Here is a 21,953-nt window from a genome sequence, read left to right as displayed (position 1 = left end):
CAACTTTAACTAATTAAAAACCTATCCTTAACCCGAACACTAAACTCTTGGTGCTTAGCCCAAGCTGCCGTTCAGCATCTGCAGTACCTGTGCCCGGATCTGTTACTTCCGGATCGAGCGCCTCAAAATCGGTGAATAAGAATGGATTAACAGCATTTACATACATACTCAGGGTGTTACCTCCGAACTTGGAGACGATAGCCTGCGGGAAAGTGTAGTTTAAGGAAATATTGCGTACCCTCACAAAGTCACCGTTCCTGTACTGTAAAGAGGAGCCATACTGCTGGATATCAGTGTTGCGGAGTGGGCGCGGAAACTCATTGCTCGGATCTGCAGCCGTATAGTAATCAAACGCGATCCCTTGATAGCGGCCACCGAGGCCAGGGCGGTAAGCGGTACTGTTAATTAACTGTCCGATTCGGGCATACACCAGGAAAGACAGATCAAAGCCTTTGTACGAGCAAGTGTTGTTGATGCTACCAGACCATTTCGGCCTGTTAGAACCTACAATTGTCAGATCCTGTGCGTTAATTTCGTTATCGTTATTCAGATCTGCCACTCTAATGTCTCCTGGCTCCTGACCATAAACGTCCGCTTCCTCTCTTTCGCTCTCCTGCCAGATGCCTTCAAACCTATAGTCATAGTAAACACCGAGTGGCTGGCCTATAAACCACCTGTTACCCACATCGTCGTTTTCCCCGTTATACAGTTCAACAAATTCTTCCTTGTTTCTGGTATAAATGAAATCGGTGCTCCAGTTAAAGCCGTCAACAGAGCGAATGTTATCTATAGTTAAAGACACCTCTACCCCTCTATTACGGGTAGCGCCTATATTCTGTAGAACACTTGCATAGCCTGAAGCAGTTGGAAGTGCTCTTGGTAAGATTAGGTTGGTTGTATTTGCTTCATAAACCTCCACAGAACCTGTAACTCTCCTGTTAAAGAAGCCAAAATCAAGTCCTGCATTCAAAGTACTCGTTTTCTCCCAACGCAGATCTGGTAGCCTCTGCCCTGATGGCGTATAACCATAAGCAGGTGCCTCATCCCATACATAGGAAGTACGCGCCAGCACGCCACCCGTTTGATAAGGACCTATAGAAGACTGTCCAACTGAACCGTAACCTACACGCAGTTTGAGTTCATCAATAAACGTAACATCTTCCAGAAAAGCTTCTTCCTGCGCTTTCCAGGCTAAGGCAAAAGATGGGAAGAAATCCCATTTATTTCCGGGGGCCAGCACCGAGGAGCCATCATAACGACCAGAAACTGTAAGTAAATATCGGTCTTTAAAGCTATAGTTTACACGCCCCATCCAGGACTGAAGCGTTCGGAGATAGTAGCCACTGGAAAAAGCAGTTGGTGTACTCTGGTTTGTAGAGCCTATGTTATACCATAACTGGCTTTCGTAAGGAAAATCAGAAGCTGTAATGCTACTGCCTTCGTTTCTGTCTTTCTGGACACTTTGCAGTAAGGTTATTCCTAAGCTATGGTTCTCACCAAAGGTCTTATCGTAAAACAAAAGGTTTTCAACTACATATGTAAAGTTCTGGTTTTGGCCTATTACAGCGCGTGCCGTAGATCCTTGCCTGTTAGAGGATAGAGCACCCTCAAACGTACCGTTCCTAGTATGTCTGAAGTCTGGGCCAAAGTTTAAGCGGTACCGAAGGCCCTCTGCTATCTTAGCTTCGCCATAAAAGCTACCAAAAAAGCGCGTCGTTCGGTTTTCGTTTATAATTAAGTCCGCATCCCGTATCGGGTTAAAAATATTGATGTCTCCACCAGGCAGTTGAATTACATTTCCTTCATCGTCATAAGGCACGGCTAAAGGAAGCTGCCCTATAAACTTGCCATAGATATTTCCTCCTAAATTCTGGATGTTTACGTTGGCATTTACGGAGGCCCCAACAGTAAGGAAACTTGCTACATCATAGTCAAGGTTTATGCGTGTGTTATATCGCTCAAAATCCTGCCCTGGCTGTAGTCCTTCCTGGTTTAAATAACCAGCAGAAAAAGCAGCTCTTATTTTATCGGTACCGCCTCTTATAATGATCTGATGGCTCTGTGTAACTGCATCGCGCAAAGCCATATCCTGCCAGTTTGTAGACCGTACATTGCCTGGGTTATAGATAGGAAGTTCGCTAACACCATACAAAGCCTGCTCTTCTGGAGTGGCGGGGCGCATGCGTGGAATTCTGTTTTCCAGGTCAACCCACTCATAGCCCATTGCCACCGATTCCCACAGGTAAGGGTCCTGGCTAAACAGATTGTAATCCAAGGCAGGATCAGGATATGCACTGGCATAAGCACCTGTGTTTCTATAAGCTTCGCGTCTTAGTTCGGCAAACCCTGGTCCATCAAATAAATTAAGCTTCACCAGTGGACTGTCAAAACTCACGTACCCGTCATAGTTTACGCTAAACCTTCCTTCTCTTCCTTTTTTGGTAGTAATAAGCACAACACCGTTCGCACCCCTAGAACCATAGATAGCGGTTGAGGAAGCATCTTTCAGAATCTCTATTGATTCGATGTCCAACGGATTGAAATCGTTTATACCAGTGCCCTCAGCCAAAGGAATTCCATCTACCACGTAAAGCGGTTCGTTGGAAGCGCTTACAGAGCGGTTACCTCTGATACGGATAGATGGCACGGCACCTGGGCGAAAGCTGTTGGTAGCAATATCGACACCCGCTGCCCTACCCTGTAAAGCCTGTGTTATATTCTGCACCGGAATCTCCTCGATCTGCTCAGAAGTTACAGACGACAGAGCTCCAGTGACATCACTTTTCTGAGCCGTGCCATAACCGATTACCACCACTTCATCTAACGCTTTTGTATCTGGCTTAAGCGCAATGTTTATGTTCGTCCGATTGTTTACAGCAACTTCTTGCTGCATATACCCTAAATAAGATACAACCAGTGTGGCATTGCCATCAGGTACCGTTAGCGTGAAGTTGCCGTTTACATCTGTAGTAGTACCTAATGTAGTACCTTTTACCTGTATGGATACTCCAGGTAAACTCTCGCCATTGTCACCTGTTATGCTTCCAGTAACGGTTACATCAAATAACCTCTCTGAACGGTCTCTATCTGCACTTTTGAAGAAAACTGGCGGGGCTGTAGTTAGGACTTCTAGATTGCCAAAGTGTATGCTTTTATGGCTAAGTTTAACTTCGGCCCGTGCTGTATTGCCAGCCAAGCTAAACATGGGCAAAGCCAAAAAAACATAGTGAGCATAATTTAGTCTTGTCTTCATGATGTTAGATACATATGCACTTTAGTATAAAAGTTGGTTTACTAAAACATATATAAATCTACCTACCATCAGCTTAAGACGCGTCCTGCTCTATCCTGCCACACTTTTATACAACCATCATATATTTAAACAATTAACTTTCGTTTAAGAAGTTTTTCAATGGAAATAAATCCTCTTTGAGAATAAAGCAATTATAAAGAGAAAAAACATTTGCAAATCTTCGATAAAGGACTGCCAGCTCTAATAACTTACTACATGCACCACCAAAAGAGTTCTTTCTTAGCAGGCGATGCAATAATGCATTAAGCCTTTTTTACAGAAGCATTCAGTTACCACTGCCTGATTATGAAAACAGCCAACAACTATTGAAGCTGTTGGCTGCTTTCTAAAACCCTTATCTTGTTCTGCCAAGTATAGTTATACTCAAACAGTAACAGCAATCTCAAGCAACATTAATCCTTCAGAGCACTTACTACGCTTGTAGAGGTTGTACTGTAAGGCCTAATGGTTACTGGACCAAGAAGACCTGACGGCATAGGTTTCCATACCGAGGCATCAAACGGTTTGTAGTCAATGTTCACGAAGTTTATCTCATGGTACTTCCGCCACTCAATTTTCTTCTGGTCCATGTCTCTAATGCGGTTAGCCATCAGGTTAGCCACCTGAACTTTGAGCGTATTTTTTCCAGGCTTCAGGTACTGCCCCACTCTTGCCTGAAACGGGATGCCAAATAACACACCTACTTCTTGCCCATTGATCCATACATTGGCACTTTCATTTACTTTCCCTAAGTCAAGCACATACTCATCTGCGTTTTTAGAAGGAAGATCAAAAGTGATGGTATATTCACCTGTACCCGAGAACGCTTCCGCCTTTTTGTCTGGCAGCTCTGTCCAGGATTTTAGCTGAGTCAGCTTTTGTTCGGCAGGCAGTTCGGGACCACCTTTTATAAAGCGCAGGGCCCAATCGCCTTTTACTTCTGTGGGAGCACCTGCATTCTCAAGGTACTTCCACGCCAACAGGCCAGGCGTTTGGTTTGTGGTAGCACGAAGAACCAAAGCCTCGCCCGATTTCATCTGCACCCGTACATTCGTTTTATCTTTTTCTGTTGAGGAAATAGCTAGTCCCGTGTTGCCGCTTTGTGGATCCATCAGCACAACCGAAGCTGCAGCAATGTTCAAAGGAATGGTCGTGTCTATGGTGTTAGGAGTATGGTTGACCAGATAATAGTATTTGCCGCCGTCAATCTGACGCCGTGTAAACTTAAGTCCTGTATCGGCTAAAGCTTCTCGCTGTATACCTTTGTCTGCCAGCGCTTGCTGCACATTTTCTGAAAGTATAATCTCTCCTTTTCCTGTTTTCATTTGCCTGGTTCCGCTGCCAGCATCTGTAAAAGTAAGAGACTGCTTTAGTTGATTTAGCCGCTGCCTTCTTGCTTCCAGTTCATGCAGGCCAGGCACATCGGCAGGTAACTCTTCTACAATAACAGTTGCACCTTCGTTCGCTAATTTAATTATTCGCTCAAACGTAGCAACCGACATATACCTGCTCTGCGGGATAACCAACACTTTATGCGATGGAGCCGTTGCAGCGGTCATGATCTGCCCATTCTCCACACTCGCGTCCTGCAGCATTTTATCAGAAACAAAGTCTAGTGAATAACCTGCCTCCATCAGCTTCTTTGACTGCTTGTAGAACTGGGTCGGGTGTAGCCATTCATCAATATCATGTACTTTAATGAGCATTTCCATCCCTTCTGGCTTGCTCCACACATCATATATAGGCCAGTAAACCAGTATTTCGTTGTCTGATTTACCAGCTTGCAGCACCGACTGCACTCGTGTAATGTAGTTGTTAAACCCGCTGAACTGCGGCCACAGACTATTGGCTGGCGTTAAGTTAAGCGAAGCATAAAAAAGCCATCCTGGCCAGGCCACATCTTCAGGTGAATAGGTAACACCGTGGTAAAAAACATGATTTACACCAGAAAGGAACACCTGTTCTACCTCTGGCTTCATTTGCGAGTAAGAAGTTTTAAAATGCTCTCCGAGCCAGGTAAAGGTTTCGCTGGAAACAAGATTTTTACCTGAAACATGCGCCGCCGAAGAAGCAAACTTGAGCATGATCGGATCAGGATCTACGTTTCTAACATCGGCGCTGTCGCGGCGCAGGCCTGGAATCGGAAAGTAGCTGGAACCGAAGGTTTCGCATTCTGGTATATCTACTGCAGCATACAGGTCCAGCAAGTTGCCAGGTGAACCATGTGCTTGGTTTTTAGTGATGCTGTTACGCTGGTGCGCCCATGCATTCCAGGGCTTGTAGAAGTTGTCGAGGAGCATTTCGCCCATGGTTTCGCGATAATCCGATTTTAGACGGGCAACCGTTTCGGTATGTGCTTCACTCACTAACTCACGCAGGTATAAGCGCAGGTCATAGCCCCTTCGTTTCTGAAACTCCTCAAAAAAAGCTGGCGACCAATCAGCCCCGTATACTTCATAGCTATCGTTATAAAAAGCTCTTACGCCATAGTTCTGGTTTTCAAACGCACTATCAAAACGATCTAAATATGCCTCTACTGCATCTTCTGAAAGGTGGTTCAACGTATAGCCCACCCCTCCAGGAGCAGCTCTTTTTACCATCTGCCTTGTTTTGCCATTGAAGGCGGCATACAGTGTCCAGTTTCCTGTTTTCGGTATCCAATTCAACTTTCCGCTAGGCATTACTTTGTCGGTTAAATTCAGCACATCGCCTTTGTCGCTGTAAGCCATTACAGCCGCTAGCGTTGCGCCTACTTCACGTTGCTTCGCATCCTTAACAATGATGTTTTCCTGAAGCGACTTCCCTCCTTTCAGGTTATAGGTCTGCACAATCAGCCTTGAGGCAGCATGTTCTGGTTTCACCTGCGGACCACCAAAGGGCCAGCCAGTACCTTGTGTCATGTCTACTGTCATACCAAACTCACCCGCTTTCTGCGTTGTAAAATTCAGTATGTCCATCCACTTCGGAGAAAGGAAGTCGATGTACCTGCTCTCGTGCCCCATAGCTCCGTAAATAGGCGCTATCTCCACACCTCCGATGCCTGCCGCAGCATATTCCTTCAGCAGCTTTTCGATATTCTGCTCATCTACTGCACTACCCATCCACCACCAGCGAGTCCATGGTCGAGCCTCTTTTTTCACTTCAGGCCAGACAGCTGCATTTTGGCTTTGCTTGGCTACAGCTGTTTCAGCAATAGTGTCAGATGCCTGTGGTTGGCGGCAGTTTGTTAGCAGAACAACACACAGGGCAAGCGCAGTAAAAGACTTTTTTTTATGCATCATGAGTTTGAGAGCTTGTAATATTTGATCATCGGCAGAACGGGAGTATTTCACTCAAGAGCTGTTTGCCAACGCACTAGCGCTTTACGCCAGGTAAAACACTTCTTTTAAAGGAACACTTACAGGGGAATTATCTGGATTAGTTTCCATGATATCAGCCATGTAAGCCCACCATTTCTGCACAATCGCTGTACTTCCTAAATCCTGTGAAGAAGCGCCATTTTGCTTTTGCACCGCAAAGAGCGTGTTGGTTTCTTCATCTAAAAAAATAGCATAATCACTTACACCAGCATCTTTTAAGAGCTGCGCCAGCTCAGGCCATATTTCATCGTGCCGCTTTTTATACTCTGCCTCGCAACCAGGCTTTAACTTCATTTTAAAAGCAAATCGCTGCATAAGCTTGGGTTATTTTTTGATGTTTTCATTAAGAGAATGTTCTCTACTACACTGTTAAACAAATGCATCTTCTAAACGAAACAGTATAGAACCTTCCCCTCTTTATAAAAATTACTAAAGCTAACATATCTATAGCTTAACTGTCAGCTTTATATCGTCCTTATTAGAACGTTTTGTCTTAATCCACAGAAGGTTACTTTGAGAATCGTAGTACCAGCCTGCTCCATTTTCCAGGGCAACTGCGTTTGCCACAGCAGAAACTTTCTTCCCATTTTCAGTGATGCTTGCTGGAGCTTTAGCCTTGTTCCAATGTACTTTGGTCAGGTAGTTATGCGCTGGCACTTTATACTTGCCTTTTGGCTTTTGAATGGCTAGTTCTAAACCAGCGTCAGAGAGGATGGAACTGATTTCTGTAAGGGCATAGTCGCCTTGCTTATAGTTCAGGCTTTTTCCATCATCCTCGTAAAGCTCGAACCTGGAAGAACCGAAGGGGAAAACATCTAGCGTAATGGTGTTCACCGGCTTCTCTCCGTAGTATTTCATTTCAGGCTGCATCGGGATGATTGCGCCCCCTTTGGCAAAGATTGGAATGGTGTCCAACGGTGTAAGTACATGCACATACTGCCTACCACTATACTGCTTGCCCGTCCAGTAATCGAACCAGGTGCCTTCTGGCAGGTAAACTGTTCGCGTTTTAGCTCCTTTTGTTGTAACTGGGTTCACTAACAGGTTATTCCCAAACAAGTACTGATCCGCCACATCATATACATTCGGGTCGTCCTGATGCTCCAGTACCAGCGCACGCATAAGCGGCACACCAGTAGTATGGTTAATATAGGCATTGCTGTACATGTACGGGATCAGACGGTAACGCAGCAAATCGTACTTCTTAAAGTTACGTAAGGCATCCTCGCCATAGTTCCAGGGCTCCTTATAGGTTGGGTGCTCCATGCCCAGCAAGTGCGCAATGGGGCTGAACATACCAAATTGTACCCAGCGTATGTATAATTCTGGATCGGCAACATGCTCAAAGCCACCCATATTATGCGACCAGTTGCTGACACCAGACAAGCCGATATTGAGCCCTGCTTTAATAACAGGTGCAAAATACTGCCATTCGCTCGGCCAGTCGCCAGCCCATATAAATGGGTAGCGCTGAATACCCGCATAACCTTCCCTGGTGTGGGCCATACCTCGTATGCCATTATGCTCCTGAAATTTTTCAAAAGAAGCTTTTGTGTAGATAACTGGAAAAATATTATGCTTCCACTTGATATCCTCCCCAGTCGGACCCACTTTTTCACTTTCGTTGGCGAGGCCACCAAAAGCACTGCCTTCATCCGTTTTTAGAAACATCGCACCCTCGTCTGCGATTCTTTTCACACCATTCTCCCACCACCAGTTTACCGCATTTTGATCAAAGAAATTAACAAATTCGCCAGGGCTGTTCTGCTCTGGATAAACAAAGCCTTTTTCCTGCGCCATTGCCAGCAGGTTTAACTGATTTCCGTTATCGAAGCGTGGGCGCAGGTGCAGCCTGATCATTTTAAAGTTCATGGCATACAGGCTGTCGAACATGCCCTTTGGGTTTTGGAAAGTCGGGCGCCATTCAAAAGAGGTAGCTCCTTTGCCTCCCTGCTTCCCAAATATGCGCCAGGTAGAATCCAGGTGCAGGATATCGGCAGGTATACCGTATGTTCTGAACTTCCGCCCCAGTTCCACTACATATTTATCGGATGTTTCGGCTTCGTGGCCCCAGGTGCCGCCGCTGTAGGTTCCCACATGCAGGCCAAGTGCAAACGCAGGCAAAAGCGGCGACTTACCAGTAAGGGAAGTATAACTGCCAAGTAGCGAGCCAAAAGTTGGTCCATACATGAAATAGTAGTCCAGTTCTCCGCCCTCTGCTTTAAAACTATAGCTATCGGAGTTGCTCATGCCCATATCCCACTCCGTAGGGTAGGCTGTATGAAAGAAAGTACCGTAGCCACGGGTACTCATAAAGAAAGGCACTGGCGAATAGTTTGCTTCCAGCACATTATAGGCTCCTACATGGTGCGGCAGACCTTGCCCCCTGCCTACATTCATCTTTAGTTTCTTGTTCCGTTGGTCCAGGAAGTCCATTCGTTCGCCAAAGCCAAAGAAATGCTCATCAGGCAACAGTTGCTTTGTTACTTCAACTGCTTCTCCGTTTTTAGCCAAACCACCGCAGTTACCAGAAGTGGCATCAGCAGAAAGAAGCTTTCCATCAGCTGTAAAAACCTCTACTTTAAAAGGTGCTTTATGTACTTTAAGGTGAAGCTTATCCGTCTTAAGCAGAAAATGATCAGTTAACTCTGCTGTCTGTACCGCTACCGCTGGCCAATCGTACTGCACGACCATATAAGGTTCATTCGGCTGAAACTGTCTGTTCCAACTTGCCCTAACACGAAATATGTCAGGTGTAATAAACTCCAATTTTACGTCAGCATTGGCATTAGTGAAAAGTATCTCATTTCCCTGCTTACGAAAACCTGATTGATAGTTTCCTACCGAAGTTTGCGCCGCCACAGGTAAAGAGAGCACCTGAAACACAACTAACAGAGCAACTACAATTCTGAAGGTATAAATCGTCATAAGTTTTATCTTTTAATTATAGCCCTTTGCTTGTTCAGATACAGGAGTTTTATCAATCCTACTCAACAGAAAAAGCCTAAGCTATTGCTTAAGGTAAAGGCACAGATTAAAAATAGACACTACTGCCGATACAGCCATCCTGCACTGTCAGGTCCGATGAGGCAAACCTCACTTCAATTGTGCTTCTGGAATATATATATATATATATATATATATAAAGTACAAGACCTTACAAAAGCTATGCACACCATATCATCCTGCTTTTAAAGCTATTGCAGCAGCAGTTATAAAATAATTTCCTACACCGATACAGGACACTACTGGATACTTATTTAATCAGTATTGAATATTTTTCACACCAGTCACTAAAAAAGTGAATAAACACTCAATAAACAAAGAGTGATTATACAGATTTGAAATTATATTCATAAATTACTATAAGCATGAAGTTGCCTCTTGTACTGCGGCAGCTTCCAACCAGATTTAATAATTAAACAGAAGCCAGAAAATGAAGACATCCCTCGCCAAGCAGCTAGACTCCATTAATGAATATGAAAGAGAGCCTGTTCCGGAACATAAACTGAAAGGCCTGAAAAGCTTTATCGGCATGTATGCTGGTGAACACACAGCAGGAACAGAGTTCGTGATTGGTCCTTTGTTTGTTGTGCATGGCGTTAGCGCTCCTGATCTTTTTTTAGGTTTGCTGGTAGGCAATCTATTGGCTATTTTAAGCTGGGCTATACTTTGTGCACCTATAGCCGTTAAAGTGCGGCTCACGCTTTACTATCAGTTAGAGAAGATCTGCGGCAGATATCTGGTTTCTGGATATAATATTGTAAATGCATTAATGTTCTGCTTTTTAGCGGGCTCCATGATAGCGGTTGCAGCAACTGCGGTTGGCATCCCTTTCAACATTGCTATGCCAGGTTTAGATGACATGTACCCTACCAGCGTAGGCTGGATGGCAACGGTGTTTTTGGTAGGAGCAGTAATTACTGTCGTAGCCATTCTGGGTTACGAGCAGATATCTAAGTTTGCCAACATCTGTGCTCCATGGATGATTCTGGTATTTATTGCGGCTGCCTTTGCCGTTATGCCCCAACTCGGCATCACCTCTTTCGGAAGCTTTTGGGAAGTTGCCCAGACACGCATTTGGAATGGCGTTCCTGTAGAAGGGTTCAGCAAGTTCACCTTCTGGCATGTTACTTTCTTCGCCTGGTTTGCTAACATGGCAATGCACATTGGCATGGGAGATCTTTCAATACTAAGATATGCCAGAAAATGGCAATACGGCTTTGCCTCCACAACAGGTATGTTTATAGGCCACGTAATGGCCTGGATTGCCTCTGGTGTTTTAGTGGCTGCTGCAAGCGGAGAAGTTACACCAGGCCCGATCGCTTTCAACAGTGCTGGTATAGCAGGTGCTATATGTGTTATGATAGCGGGCTGGACAACGGCCAACCCTACCATCTACCGCGCAGGCTTGGCCATACAGTCTATTGTACCTAATGTTAAGAGATGGAAAGTTACGTTGCTCGTTGGCCTGGTAACAACTGTTGCGGCTCTGTTTCCTGCTCTTGTTATGCGGCTACTGGACTTTGTTGCGCTGTATGGTTTAGTCCTTATGCCTATGGGAGCCATCATTTTTATTGATTTTTATATTATCCCAAAGCTTGGCCTCCGAAGCAACTATGCCAGCATGGTAAAATCGCCTTTTAATGCAGCGGCGGCTATAACGTGGGTGGCAACGTTGCTCCTGTGTCTTTTCCTTAACTTTTACCAAGGCATAGAAATTTTCTTCTTAGGGCTACCTGGTTGGTTTATAGCCGCTACACTTTATATTGTGCTAAGCAAGCTGTACCAGAAAAAAGTAACCCAACCACTTGAGGTTAAAGTCTCAGCAAGTTCATTCTAGCCTAATTCATCAATTTCTAACGTCTTATAGCTTATGCAAGTCATACTCAAAATCATATCTTACATTGGCCTGGCCCTAACAGTGGTGCCATCTTTCCTTGTGTTTTCAGGGACTATTGAACCAGAGCTTCATAAAACACTTATGTTGGCAGGTGCCCTGTCATGGTTTCTAACAGCACCATTCTGGATGAACAAACAGAAACAAGCGAAGGCCAGCATTGAATAAAAAACGCCCCAGGTTCTTTTGTTTATAACAAAAGAACCTGGGGCACATAAACCAAAAGCCCTTCTGTCTTATTAGGCAGAAGGGCTTTTGGTTATCATTGTAAATTAATAGGGCAACAGAAGCAGTTTTAAAAAACTAATTACAAGGAATTTCTTCGGATCAGCGTGAAAGGGTTATGGATTTTTTCTCTCAGTTTGTGTTTCATCAGATAGGCCGCGGTTTCGCCCATACGCTCATGGTCTGTAGAAATTACCGTAATGCCATCGTCAAGAATTTTCTTCAAAGGAGTGTCATTATAAGATATCAAACCTACATCTTTACCTAAAGTCAAACCTTTTGCACGGGCTTCCTCAATCATGTTAGCCAAATCCGACTCTTCCAGAACTATATAAGCAGTGCCTTTGGCAAGAGGCTCTTCATGTACACATTTCACCACCGAATGCTCCATCGAAATTTCTCTGCAGAAATGGCGAAAGCCTTTCACAATTTCTATAGGGTAGGCTACATCTTTAGGATAAACTAAAACAAATTTATTATACTTGCTCAACAAGTCCTTGCCTGAATGCAGCGCATTTCTAACATCGCGTTCAAAATCCTGGTAAACTGCAGCACAATTCCCCTTGTAGCTCTCAATATTCTTATCTAGCAGCACGAGTTTCTCTTGCGGAATTGTATTAATTATCTGGGTAGCAGCCTCTACATTAGACGTAAAATGAGGCATGATAACATAATAATTGTATTTACCGACACTCTCCTTTATGAGATTTTCGCAGAGTTTACCATCAAAATGATGAATGTGTAAATCTACGACAGCATCCTCACCTAAAGTATTAAGAATAGAATAGTAAACAGCTTTTTTATATGCACTAAGTTTATTAAACAGTAGCAGCACACGTATTTTATCTGCGCAAAAAGTTTTACTGATATAACACCCTTTGCCTTTAACGGAACTGATCACCCCTTTTTTACGAAGTACTCTATAAGCTTTCTCTATCGTGTCACGAGACAAATAATACATCTCACTCGTTTCGTTGATGGATGGAACACGTTCTCCCACCTTTAGTATTCCTGCCTCTATATCTGCAATAACTGCATTCACTACCTGTAAGTACTTCGGAGTGGCGGATGTAGCATCAATTCTGTCTAGAAGTTCCATAGAGTTAACTTAAAATATAAGGATAAATAATTATTTGTTTTCAGGCACTGTATAAAGGAGTTCTATCTAGTTCATCTAGTACCTAACTACTCATGTTACCACTTGAGCAATCGATTGCACAACGATGAAAAAAAATTTATCCTTTGATCGACATTTCTATAAAGTGATTAGTTAATCACTCACCGTTCTGTAAGGTAATTAATTATTTTATTTAACCAAAAACCTTTTTAATTATATTCTTTAAGATTTTATCAGCTATCTCGGTTACCTATTGCTTTAGCCTAGACATAAAGGGAAAGGTAAAACAGGCAAAACACTTGCTTAGTTGAGTGGAAGCAAGCTTTTTTATAATGCAGCAAGCATAAACCTCCATATAGTACAATCTATACTAAAACTGATAAAAATACACCAATCCCTTCTATAATATTTGATTACTCACTAGAATATTCAGATATAACGTAAAATACTACATAACGTTTATGCTATACAATATTAATTTCAGCTAAGCTCATAAGAGCAGAGGGTGTGTACTTTTGAAGGAATGAAAAATGTTTTCCGCTTATCCAGATAGAATAAAGCTCTCCTAGTTCACATAAAAAAATAGAGAACTTTTAAGCTTTCAAAAGTATATATAGCGGCATTGTGGATGGGCATCTAGTCCTAGATGTCAATTTTCAGAAGAGAATTAATGCTTTTACTATAGCAATCAAGTCGGAGACAGTTCTTCTAATGGGAAAATTTAGATCATTGGATTTCTTAAAGCTTACTGCCTGAGAGGCATTCTAAGTGCTTAATGATAATGGGGGGAATTAAGGGGGCTGGCGTTGGACCAACTGACTGTACAATAACTAGGTTCTGTTAGTCAAAGTTGATTTGATAGTGGTCTATACAAATCTTATGTAATAGACATCTGCTAAAGAACAGCCTATCACTCATTTTAGAAAATCAACCTTTTATCTTGTGTTTGATAGTATAAAAAAATGGACAACGTTCTGGCTCCGTGTGCACCCAGCACCAGCGACTGCTCGATATCGGCTGTCTTGGAAGGGCCTGCTATGAAGGTACCGAAGCCATAGTCCTGAACCCCTATCACCTCATAAGCCTGTTGCATAAGAGGAACTATACTTTGCTGTGGAACCACCAGCGCCAGGTGCTGACAGATAAAAGGCAGTACCCGCAACGGCAACTGTGCATCTGTCACCCACAGAGCTCCGTTTTCAGCCACACCGAGCTGGGCAGGCAGCACGGCCAGGTGAACATCCGCCAGGGAATGCGGGTCCACATCTGGAGCTATAGCAGTTTCGGCTATAGCTGAAAACTGCGGAAAAGAAGAAATAATCCTGCCAGAGGTTCCATGCTCCTCCAGGAGCACCTGCTTCACCTCTTCCAAACTTTTCACCCGAAACACCTTACTACCAATACCGACGGCCACATTAGTGAACTTCTCCACCAGATCCTCCTCCTCTAAAACGAAGGAAGGGACTACGGGCAAGGGTAAACCTGCTGGCTGGTTTCTGGCAACGGTGGCCAGTATACTGTCTCTGCTACTCATCTGTTTTTTTCCTGTTTCTTAAATACCACTCTCCAAATGATTCTTTTGGAGGCTCTGGCATCTCACGCTGCTTATACCAGGGGTTCATTTTATTATTCAGTACAAAAGGCACGTTACGCATAAACCATCGGCCTGCCTTGCCTGCCAGTTTAAAAGTTGAAGGCGAGGCAAAAGTCTGTGTCATCGCTTTCATGCCCATCGTTTTCTTCCTATCCGCATACCCCTCCTGCACAATCACTTGCCGCCATTTATAGAGCTGCTGGTGTATATCAATCTTCACGGGGCAGACGTTGGAGCAAGAGCCGCACAGGGTAGAGGCAAAGGGTAGGTCCGCGTTTTTCTTCATGTCGAGGTTGGGCGCAAGTATAGCGCCAATCGGTCCTGCCACAGCGGCATGGTAGCTGTGGCCTCCACTTCTTCTGTACACAGGGCAGGTATTCATGCAGGCACCGCAACGAATGCATTTGAGGGAGTTTCGGAAGTCCTCTCTGCCCAGTTGTGTACTTCGGCCGTTATCAACGAACACCAGGTGCAGTTCATGCCCCTCGCGTGGTTTTTTAAAATGGCTGGAGTAAGTAGTAATGGGTTGCCCCGTGGCACTTCTGGCTAATAGCCGAAGAAATACCCCCAGGTGTTCCCGCTTAGGTATGATTTTCTCAATACCCACGCAGGCAATGTGCACGTCTGCCAGGTGCGCACCCATATCGGCATTGCCCTCGTTTGTGCAGATAACGAACTCACCTGTCTCGGCCACGGCAAAGTTAACGCCTGTCAGCGCGGCGCGGCGAGTCAGAAAAGTTTCTCGCAGGTGCTGCCTGGCTGCCTCCGTAAGCACCTGCGGATCAGAAACGCCAGGCGCAGTGCCCAAGTGCTCGTGGAACAAGTCCCCTATCTCCTCTTTTTTCTTGTGGATGCAGGGTAGCACGATATGGCTAGGCGGCTCCTTGGCCAACTGCACAATGCGCTCCCCCAGGTCAGAGTCTATCACCTCTATACCGTGCTCTGCCAAATACTCGTTCAGATGGCATTCCTCCGTCAGCATCGACTTGCTTTTCACTATGCGGTCCACTCCGTGCTTCTGCAGGATGGCGTGCACGATCTGATTGTGCTCGGCTGCATCGGCTGCCCAATGCACAATTATGCCGTTTGCCTTGGCATTAGCCTCGAACTGCAACAGGTAATCGTGCAGGTTCGAGAGTACGTTATGCTTAATTTGTGAAGCCGTCTCGCGCAGCAGCTCCCAATCAGGTATCGTATGAGCAGCTTTGTCTCGCTTTTGTCGGATAAACCATAGTGTTTCGTCGTGCCAGTTTACCCTGGGCTCGTCTGCATTGAACGCCTCAGCCAGGGTGGCATGGTCTTCTGTCTCTTTCATAGCTCCTGTGCGTTTAGTATCTCGGCGATATGCAGCACCTTCACATTGCTTTTCTGCCTCCGGAGAATTCCCTCCATGTGCATCAGGCAGCTCATATCGGCTCCTGTAATGTAGGCGGCCTCGTGCTGCAGGTGGTCGGCCACTCTATCTTTTCCCATTTTTACGGACACGGCTTCCTCTGCTACGCAAAAAGTCCCCCCAAAGCCGCAGCACTCGTCTTTGCGGGTAAGCTCCACTAACTCCAGCCCTTCCACCATACGCAGCAACTGCTCAGGTTTGGAGAAGGCGGGCGCAACCAACTCCGTCATGGAGGCAAGCTTTAGGCCCCGCTGCCCGTGGCAGCTTTGGTGCAGACCGACCTTGTGCGGAAAGCGTGCCTGCAGATTCTCTACCTGCAACACGTCAGTCAGAAACTCGATCAGCTCATACACTTTACCCTGAATAGCTTTTGCCTCGGCAGGATACCTGTCTGAGTGCAGGTGTTCTTTCATGTGCAGCACACAGCTGCCCGAGGGGGCCACTATATAATCAAACTCCTTAAAATTTTTGATGAAAAGATCGTTGCTCTCTTTTGTGAGGTGCTCGAACCCAGAGTTGGCCATGGGTTGGCCGCAACACGTCTGCCTTGGCGGGTACACCACCCGCACACCCAGCTTTTCAAGCAGCTCCAGGGTGGCAATGGCTGCATTAGGGTAAAACTGATCTACATAACAAGGTATAAAAAGACCTACCGTCATATTTTAGCGTCGTGCGTTACCGCATAGTATTTTAGTTCGATGATGTCGTTTGGCAATGGCTTGGTGTTCCAGTGCCTGTGAATGGCCAAGGCGGTACCGATGGCCGTGGCCTGTGCCATAGAGGCGGCAAAAACTTCTTTTTCTGGATAAAAGGATGCTAGCAGGTTCATATAGATGGCATTCTTACTGAAGCCGCCGTCCACAAAGATCCGCTTCACATCAGAGCCCTCCAGCACAAGCTGCGTGGAGGCCACCTGCTGCGTCACCAGATCGAGGATGAACTGGTGGTAGGCCTCTGTATCCGATGCGAAAGAAGTAAGGTCCCGCTGCGCAAACAGCGACTCCTTCAGCAGACCTTTTTCAGGCTCCGCCTGTGACAACAGCTCTTGCCTTAGCTGGAGCTTCGTAATAATCTCAGCGTCAAAAGGTATAGACTTATAGCGCGCGGTGTTCTGGTTGAAGTGCTCCGCGATGCGTTTCACCTGCTGCTCATGCTCATATCCTCCGAAGAACCTCGAGGCTTTCACAGGTCTGCCTTTGTACTGCATAAAGCTCAGGCAGTCCTGCTGCAGTTCTTCTTCCGTTAAGGGCGTTGTGTTGAAAGGATTCAGGCTAATGCACCAAGTACCCGTGGAGATCAGTACGAAAGGCTCATGGAAGTTCACCAGGTACGGGATAAGAGCAGCAGAGCTATCGTGCAGGCCAATGCCCACCTTATAACCGTTTCCAGGGAAGGCGGCGCAGACTGCCTCATCGGCAGGGGCAATGGGAGCCAGTTTGTCAATGATTCCCTCTCTCCTCACCCACTCGTGGTAATCGTTCTTCTGGAAGTCCCACAGGTTTGTGTGGCAGCCGATACTAGTGATATCTGTAAAGCACTTGCCCGTAACCAGGTAGCTCATGTACTGAGGCAGATGCAAGGCATAAGCTATCTGTTTGTACAGCGCTGGCCTCTCGTGTTTAATGCGATAAAGCTGCATACCTGAGTTCAGGCTACCCAACACAGGCGAGGCTGTCTCTTTCGAGAACTTTCCCTCTCCGCCGTAAGTATCGTAAAACTTCTTTTTCAGATTCTCAGGATAGGCTTTTAGGTAGTTGTAGAGCGGCGTTAGCGGCCTTCCGTCTTTGTTCAGATACACGAGGCTGGCCCCGTAGGTGGAGAAATTCACCGCCTTCAGGTCGAACTCGGGGCGCCTGAACACCTCGTGCAGGGAGTCGAATACCGACAGTCGGAGGCTCTCCAGGTTTTCACATGGCTCCCCGTCCTCGTCTACCGTCTCCGTAAACCGTGCGGCGCGCTCAAACACGATCCTGTAGTTCTCATCAAAGAGAAACAGTTTCTTGTTCGTCTTTCCTACATCGAATACCGCTATGACTGGTGTTCCTGCCATCTTACAGTCCTGTAGCCACAGTCTTTAGACCACGTTCATTTATCAGATTTTCTCTTACTTTCAGCTCACGGAACAGTTGCAGGGGCTTCAAAGCAGCACCTGACCGCAGACGCGCCTCGGCTACCAGCGGACGGACATCGGTACGATAAGCCTCTTGTAGTATCTCCTGGCAGCGGGCCACATCGTTTTCCTGCTGCGCCTCTGCCAGTGCCTTGCGGTCCACCAGCAACGCCTGGGCGTAGGCGATCATAATGGCTTCTACCGACTGCAGCAGATCCTCCAGCGGGTCCTTTACATTGTGCGAGGCGTCTATCATCCAGCCCAAATCCGTGGCGTGCTCCATTCCCCTGGCATCCATCCCCTCTATCAGCTCATTAAAGATCAGGAATAGTTGGTAAGGCTTGATACTGCCCACCGTCAGGTCATCGTCTCCGTACTTAGAGTCGTTGAAATGGAATCCGCCCAACTTGCCCTCCATTAGCAGTAGCGATACGATCTGCTCTATGTTGGCATTCGGAAGGTGGTGCCCCAGATCAACTAAGGTATAGGCTTTAGGGCCAAGCTTGTTCGCGTACAGCAAAGACTGCCCCCAATCGCCCACGGTGGTGGAGTAGAAGTTCGGCTCGAAAGCCTTGTACTCTACAAACATCTTCCAGTTATCGGGCAGGGCGGCATATACTTCCTGCAGGCTCTCTAGTGTGTTCTGAAAGGCTTTTCTGAAGTTCAGCTGCCCAGGAAAACTGGAGCCGTCAGAAAGCCACACCGTCAGTGACTCTGAGCCCAGTTCCACACCATACTTTATTACTTCAATATTGTGCTCGATGGCCTGCTTGCGCACCGCTTTGTCTACGTGCTGCATTGAACCGAACTTATAGCTTTTTTCCTGCTCTGGCTGGTCCTGGAAAGTATTCGAGTTCATTGCATCGAAGCGCAGCCCGTACTGTGCAGCCAAGGCTTTTATACTGGAGGCGTTCGTGGGAATGTCCCAAGGAATATGCAGTGAAACAGCACCGCTGGAGGCGTTCAGTTGGTGCAGCAAGGCCACATCCTCTATCTTCTCCTCCAGGCTTCGCGGCTCGCCACCTCCAGGAAAACGCCCGAAGCGTGTGCCCCCCGTACCCAAAGCCCAACTGGGGATGGCCACCTGGAAATCAACCAGCTTCTGAAGCACACTCTCCACTCCTTTAACAGACGAGGCGGTAAACTCAAACCTGCGGCTATGCTCCTGTGACTGCTCCTGATTATACTCCTGAATTTTATACTTACCTATCTGCATGAAACTCGTGTTCTTCTGTTTGATATTTTTTTTGTTGTTCTGCTTTGAAGGAGACTTTCATTACCTTACAAAAGCCATGGCTACACCGCCATCCACATTCAGCACATTTCCCGTCGACTTGCTTAGTAAACCTCCCACGAAAGCGAAGCAGGCGTTGGCAATATCCTCAGGCAAAATAATCTGGTTCAGCAGAGTACGTTTCGCATAAAAAGTAGGCAGTTCCTCTACCTTCACCCCATATGCTTTGGCACGTCCTTCGGCCCAGCCGCCTGCCCAGATGTTACTGTCACTGATTACGGCATCAGGATTCACCGTATTCACGCGAATGCTGTCGTCACCAAGTTCTGCTGCGTTCAGCCTGCTCAAATGTAACTGCGCCGCCTTAGCAGAGCCGTAACCCGCATTATTCGGACCTGACACCAGCGCGTTTTTGCTCACGATGTTGAGTACATCGCCGCCGATATCTTGTTTGCGCATGACCTCCACAGCTGCCTGCGTCACCATAAACTGCCCCTTCACCAACACGTCGTACAGTAGGTCCCAATCCTTCTCGGTATGGTCCTCTATCGACTTGGAAATGGATAGGCCCGCATTGTTAACTATGATATCGACGCCCCCAAAGGCAAGGGCAGCTGCGTCAAAGGCTGCCTGTATCTGGTCGGCTTTAGTCACGTCCAACACCGCCGTCGTATAGGAGTCCTTACCGTAGGCCGCCTTAAACTCTGCGCCGGCGCCCTCCAATCGCTCCTCGTTCATGTCGTTAAGCACCACAACAGCACCTTCCTCCACAAACTTTTTGGCAATTGCTTTGCCTATACCGCCCGCGCTGCCTGTTATTAGGGCAATTCTACCCGACAGCGCCTTCGGTTTAGGCATGCGCTGCAGCTTTGCCTCTTCCAACAGCCAATACTCAATATCAAAAGCCTCCTGCCGCGGCAGCGAAGTATACTCCGAAATAGCCTCGGCGCCTTTCATCACGTTGATCGCGTTGATGTAAAACTCAGAGGCTACACGGGTGGTCTGTTTATCTTTAGAAAAAGAGAACATGCCCACACCTGGGTACAGGATGATCACGGGGTTCTTATCGCGGATGGCTGGGCTGTTCGAATGCTTATGTTTTTCGTAATAGTCGGCGTACATCTGGCGGTAAGCCTTGAAGGCTGGCGCAAGCCGTTCTTTCAGCGCCTTCACGTCTGACAGGTCCTCATCTGGTTTTAAGTCCAGCACCAGCGGGCTGATCTTGGTGCGTAGAAAATGGTCGGGGCAGCTAGTGCCCATCGGTGCGAGCCTGTCAAGATCATTAGAGTTGATGAACTCCAGCACGCGGGCATCATCTGTGAAATGGCCTACCATGTGGCGCTCACTCGAACAGAAGCCACGCAATATTGGCGCAAGCGCAGCAGCCTGCTTTCTTCGGTCTGCTTCCCCTAAGCTTTCAATTTTAGCACCTCCGAACACAGGGTGTTTCTTGCCGATGTTACCTTCCAGGTACTCTGCGCAGCGTTCTATCACCTCTAGTGTGTTAACGTAGCTTTCATAAGCGGTGTCGCCCCAGGTAAACAAGCCGTGCGAGCCTAGCATGATGCCCCTGATGCCTGGGTTCTCGTCCAGGCACTGGCGCAGCTGCAGACCCAGGTCAAAGCCCGGACGTTGCCAATCCACCCACCCGATGGTGCCGCTGAAGAGTTCCTCCGTTATCTTTTTACCGTTCTTTGCCGCCGCAATGGCGATGGCCGCGTCGGGGTGCAGGTGGTCGATGTGCTTGAAGGGCAGGAAACCGTGCAGGGGCGTGTCAATGGACGGTGCCTTTGAACTTAGGTCGAAGATGCTATGGTTAAACAGCTCCACCATCTCGTCTTCGTGCTCAATGCCGCGGTACACGTTCTTCAGGCTCCGCAGGCGGTCCACGTACAGGGCGGCCAGCCCGCTGCGTTTCAGCGTGCCCAGGTCGCCTCCCGACCCTTTCACCCACATTACCTCTACATCCTGTCCCGTAAGCGGGTCTTTGGCCATGACTTTGCAGGAGGTATTGCCCCCGCCGTAGTTAGTCAGCCTGAGGTCCGCACCCAGCAAGTTTGACCTGTAGATCAGTAAACCTACTTCATCCCCCGCCAGCTTAGAGGCCTCAGCCTCGTCCCAGAGGTAGCTAACATGCTTAAATGTGGTTGCTGTAGTTTCTAACATTTGCTTATAATTTAGTAGTTACACTTTTACATTTGCAGCCATTCTCAACTTCAGTTACCGTAATACTGAGTTGATTACAACACCATTCTGGACATGCTGACTACATTTCTTTTCAGTTAACTCATCTTCGATAAAAGCACAGGTTGCAGTTTGGCCTATTCAAAACCTACAGCTTTACCTGTTGGCATTCATGCGTAGATATTAGTTAAGGCTAAATATAAAGCAGCTACTGTAGTTTACTATCCTGCCCTATCATGCTCCACCTACATATGCAAGCCTTCAAAGCAAAAAACTCAGGTATGAACAGTGATAAAAATAATTTATGGAAGGGATAGGTAATCCGACACAGAAGATATGTAGCGGGTGAAACAATGATATTATTTGAAAGGAGCTATTTAAGACACTGGTATTTCAAATTGTAGAATGGTATGTATAGAAGGTTGTAAGATTTTATAACAACAACGGGAGAAGTCCAGGGGCAGCACTACAGAGGTTTTGTTGCGCTATTTACTCAATACATTTGGGGTTGTGGTTTAGAATGTATGATGTAGGAATAAATATGG

The 21,953-nt window shown here is 46.6% G+C and carries 13 protein-coding genes; 2 read left to right on the top strand and 11 right to left on the bottom strand.

Translation table 11 applies throughout. From position 1 onward, the window contains the following. Window positions 1-13: 13 nt before the first annotated feature. The 4 genes from LN893_RS18075 to LN893_RS18060 form a co-directional block, all read right to left on the bottom strand. On the bottom strand, window positions 14-3,253 hold the full coding sequence (locus LN893_RS18075) for a SusC/RagA family TonB-linked outer membrane protein (RefSeq protein ID WP_229972532.1): 3,240 nt from the start codon (window positions 3,251-3,253) through the stop codon (window positions 14-16). 452 nt (window positions 3,254-3,705) lie between these two features. Continuing rightward, window positions 3,706-6,573, bottom strand: a complete 2,868-nt coding sequence (locus LN893_RS18070; protein WP_229972531.1) for a glycosyl hydrolase — start codon at window positions 6,571-6,573, stop codon at window positions 3,706-3,708. 81 nt (window positions 6,574-6,654) lie between these two features. After that, window positions 6,655-6,966 carry an L-rhamnose mutarotase gene (gene rhaM / locus LN893_RS18065; protein ID WP_229972530.1) on the bottom strand — a complete coding sequence of 104 codons (312 nt, stop codon included), beginning with the start codon at window positions 6,964-6,966 and terminating at the stop codon, window positions 6,655-6,657. Between the two features lie 129 nt (window positions 6,967-7,095). Continuing rightward, a complete protein-coding gene (locus tag LN893_RS18060) occupies window positions 7,096-9,579 on the bottom strand; it encodes a glycoside hydrolase family 31 protein (protein WP_229972529.1) in 2,484 nt (827 codons plus the stop codon). Window positions 9,580-10,087: 508 nt separating this feature from the next. Between LN893_RS18060 and LN893_RS18055 the strand changes: the two genes are divergently transcribed. Next, window positions 10,088-11,494, top strand: coding sequence for a purine-cytosine permease family protein (locus LN893_RS18055; RefSeq protein WP_229972528.1), 1,407 nt, complete (start codon window positions 10,088-10,090; stop codon window positions 11,492-11,494). A 33-nt stretch (window positions 11,495-11,527) separates the two neighbouring features. Next, a complete protein-coding gene (locus LN893_RS18050; protein WP_229972527.1) occupies window positions 11,528-11,719 on the top strand; it encodes a hypothetical protein in 192 nt (63 codons plus the stop codon). A gap of 139 nt (window positions 11,720-11,858) precedes the next feature. Here the strand turns inward: LN893_RS18050 and LN893_RS18045 are convergent, their stop codons facing one another. The 7 genes from LN893_RS18045 to LN893_RS18015 all read right to left on the bottom strand — a co-directional run bounded on the left by LN893_RS18045 (window position 11,859) and on the right by LN893_RS18015 (window position 21,390). Further along, the gene (locus LN893_RS18045) at window positions 11,859-12,875 is read right to left on the bottom strand and encodes a GntR family transcriptional regulator (RefSeq protein WP_229972525.1); all 1,017 of its coding nucleotides are present in this window, start codon (window positions 12,873-12,875) and stop codon (window positions 11,859-11,861) included. Between the two features lie 937 nt (window positions 12,876-13,812). Then, window positions 13,813-14,427, bottom strand: coding sequence for a LutC/YkgG family protein (locus LN893_RS18040; protein ID WP_229972523.1), 615 nt, complete (start codon window positions 14,425-14,427; stop codon window positions 13,813-13,815). Then, window positions 14,420-15,802, bottom strand: a complete 1,383-nt coding sequence (locus LN893_RS18035; protein WP_229972521.1) for a lactate utilization protein B — start codon at window positions 15,800-15,802, stop codon at window positions 14,420-14,422. Before LN893_RS18035 ends, LN893_RS18040 begins: the two co-directional genes overlap by 8 nt. Beyond that, entirely contained in the window at window positions 15,799-16,539 is a 741-nt protein-coding gene (locus LN893_RS18030) for a (Fe-S)-binding protein (RefSeq protein WP_229972519.1), read from the bottom strand. The genes LN893_RS18035 and LN893_RS18030 overlap by 4 nt, the downstream gene beginning before the upstream one ends. Continuing rightward, complete coding sequence (locus LN893_RS18025) at window positions 16,536-17,930, bottom strand: FGGY-family carbohydrate kinase (protein ID WP_229972517.1); 1,395 nt, start codon at window positions 17,928-17,930, stop codon at window positions 16,536-16,538. The genes LN893_RS18030 and LN893_RS18025 overlap by 4 nt, the downstream gene beginning before the upstream one ends. Before the next feature lies 1 nt (window position 17,931). Then, a complete protein-coding gene (locus tag LN893_RS18020; RefSeq protein ID WP_229972515.1) occupies window positions 17,932-19,206 on the bottom strand; it encodes a sugar isomerase in 1,275 nt (424 codons plus the stop codon). Window positions 19,207-19,266: 60 nt separating this feature from the next. Continuing rightward, entirely contained in the window at window positions 19,267-21,390 is a 2,124-nt protein-coding gene (locus tag LN893_RS18015; protein ID WP_229972513.1) for a bifunctional aldolase/short-chain dehydrogenase, read from the bottom strand. Between the last annotated feature and the right edge of the window lie 563 nt (window positions 21,391-21,953).

It is taken from the genome of Pontibacter harenae, assembly GCF_020907245.1.
In the GTDB taxonomy this organism is placed as follows: Bacteria; Bacteroidota; Bacteroidia; order Cytophagales; family Hymenobacteraceae; genus Pontibacter; species Pontibacter harenae.
The sequence above is the reverse complement of the archived record's forward strand: the minus strand, read 5'-3'. Positions and strand labels throughout refer to the sequence as shown.

Bases quoted from the DNA above. Each gene is read 5' to 3' on its own strand.
- LN893_RS18075 (WP_229972532.1), bottom strand. From the start codon at position 3,253: ATGAAGACAAGACTAAATTATGCTCACTATGTTTTTTTGGCTTTGCCC.
- LN893_RS18070 (WP_229972531.1), bottom strand. From the start codon at position 6,573: ATGATGCATAAAAAAAAGTCTTTTACTGCGCTTGCCCTGTGTGTTGTT.
- rhaM (WP_229972530.1), bottom strand. From the start codon at position 6,966: ATGCAGCGATTTGCTTTTAAAATGAAGTTAAAGCCTGGTTGCGAGGCA.
- LN893_RS18060 (WP_229972529.1), bottom strand. From the start codon at position 9,579: ATGACGATTTATACCTTCAGAATTGTAGTTGCTCTGTTAGTTGTGTTT.
- LN893_RS18055 (WP_229972528.1), top strand. From the start codon at position 10,088: ATGAAGACATCCCTCGCCAAGCAGCTAGACTCCATTAATGAATATGAA.
- LN893_RS18050 (WP_229972527.1), top strand. From the start codon at position 11,528: ATGCAAGTCATACTCAAAATCATATCTTACATTGGCCTGGCCCTAACA.
- LN893_RS18045 (WP_229972525.1), bottom strand. From the start codon at position 12,875: ATGGAACTTCTAGACAGAATTGATGCTACATCCGCCACTCCGAAGTAC.
- LN893_RS18040 (WP_229972523.1), bottom strand. From the start codon at position 14,427: ATGAGTAGCAGAGACAGTATACTGGCCACCGTTGCCAGAAACCAGCCA.
- LN893_RS18035 (WP_229972521.1), bottom strand. From the start codon at position 15,802: ATGAAAGAGACAGAAGACCATGCCACCCTGGCTGAGGCGTTCAATGCA.
- LN893_RS18030 (WP_229972519.1), bottom strand. From the start codon at position 16,539: ATGACGGTAGGTCTTTTTATACCTTGTTATGTAGATCAGTTTTACCCT.
- LN893_RS18025 (WP_229972517.1), bottom strand. From the start codon at position 17,930: ATGGCAGGAACACCAGTCATAGCGGTATTCGATGTAGGAAAGACGAAC.
- LN893_RS18020 (WP_229972515.1), bottom strand. From the start codon at position 19,206: ATGCAGATAGGTAAGTATAAAATTCAGGAGTATAATCAGGAGCAGTCA.
- LN893_RS18015 (WP_229972513.1), bottom strand. From the start codon at position 21,390: ATGTTAGAAACTACAGCAACCACATTTAAGCATGTTAGCTACCTCTGG.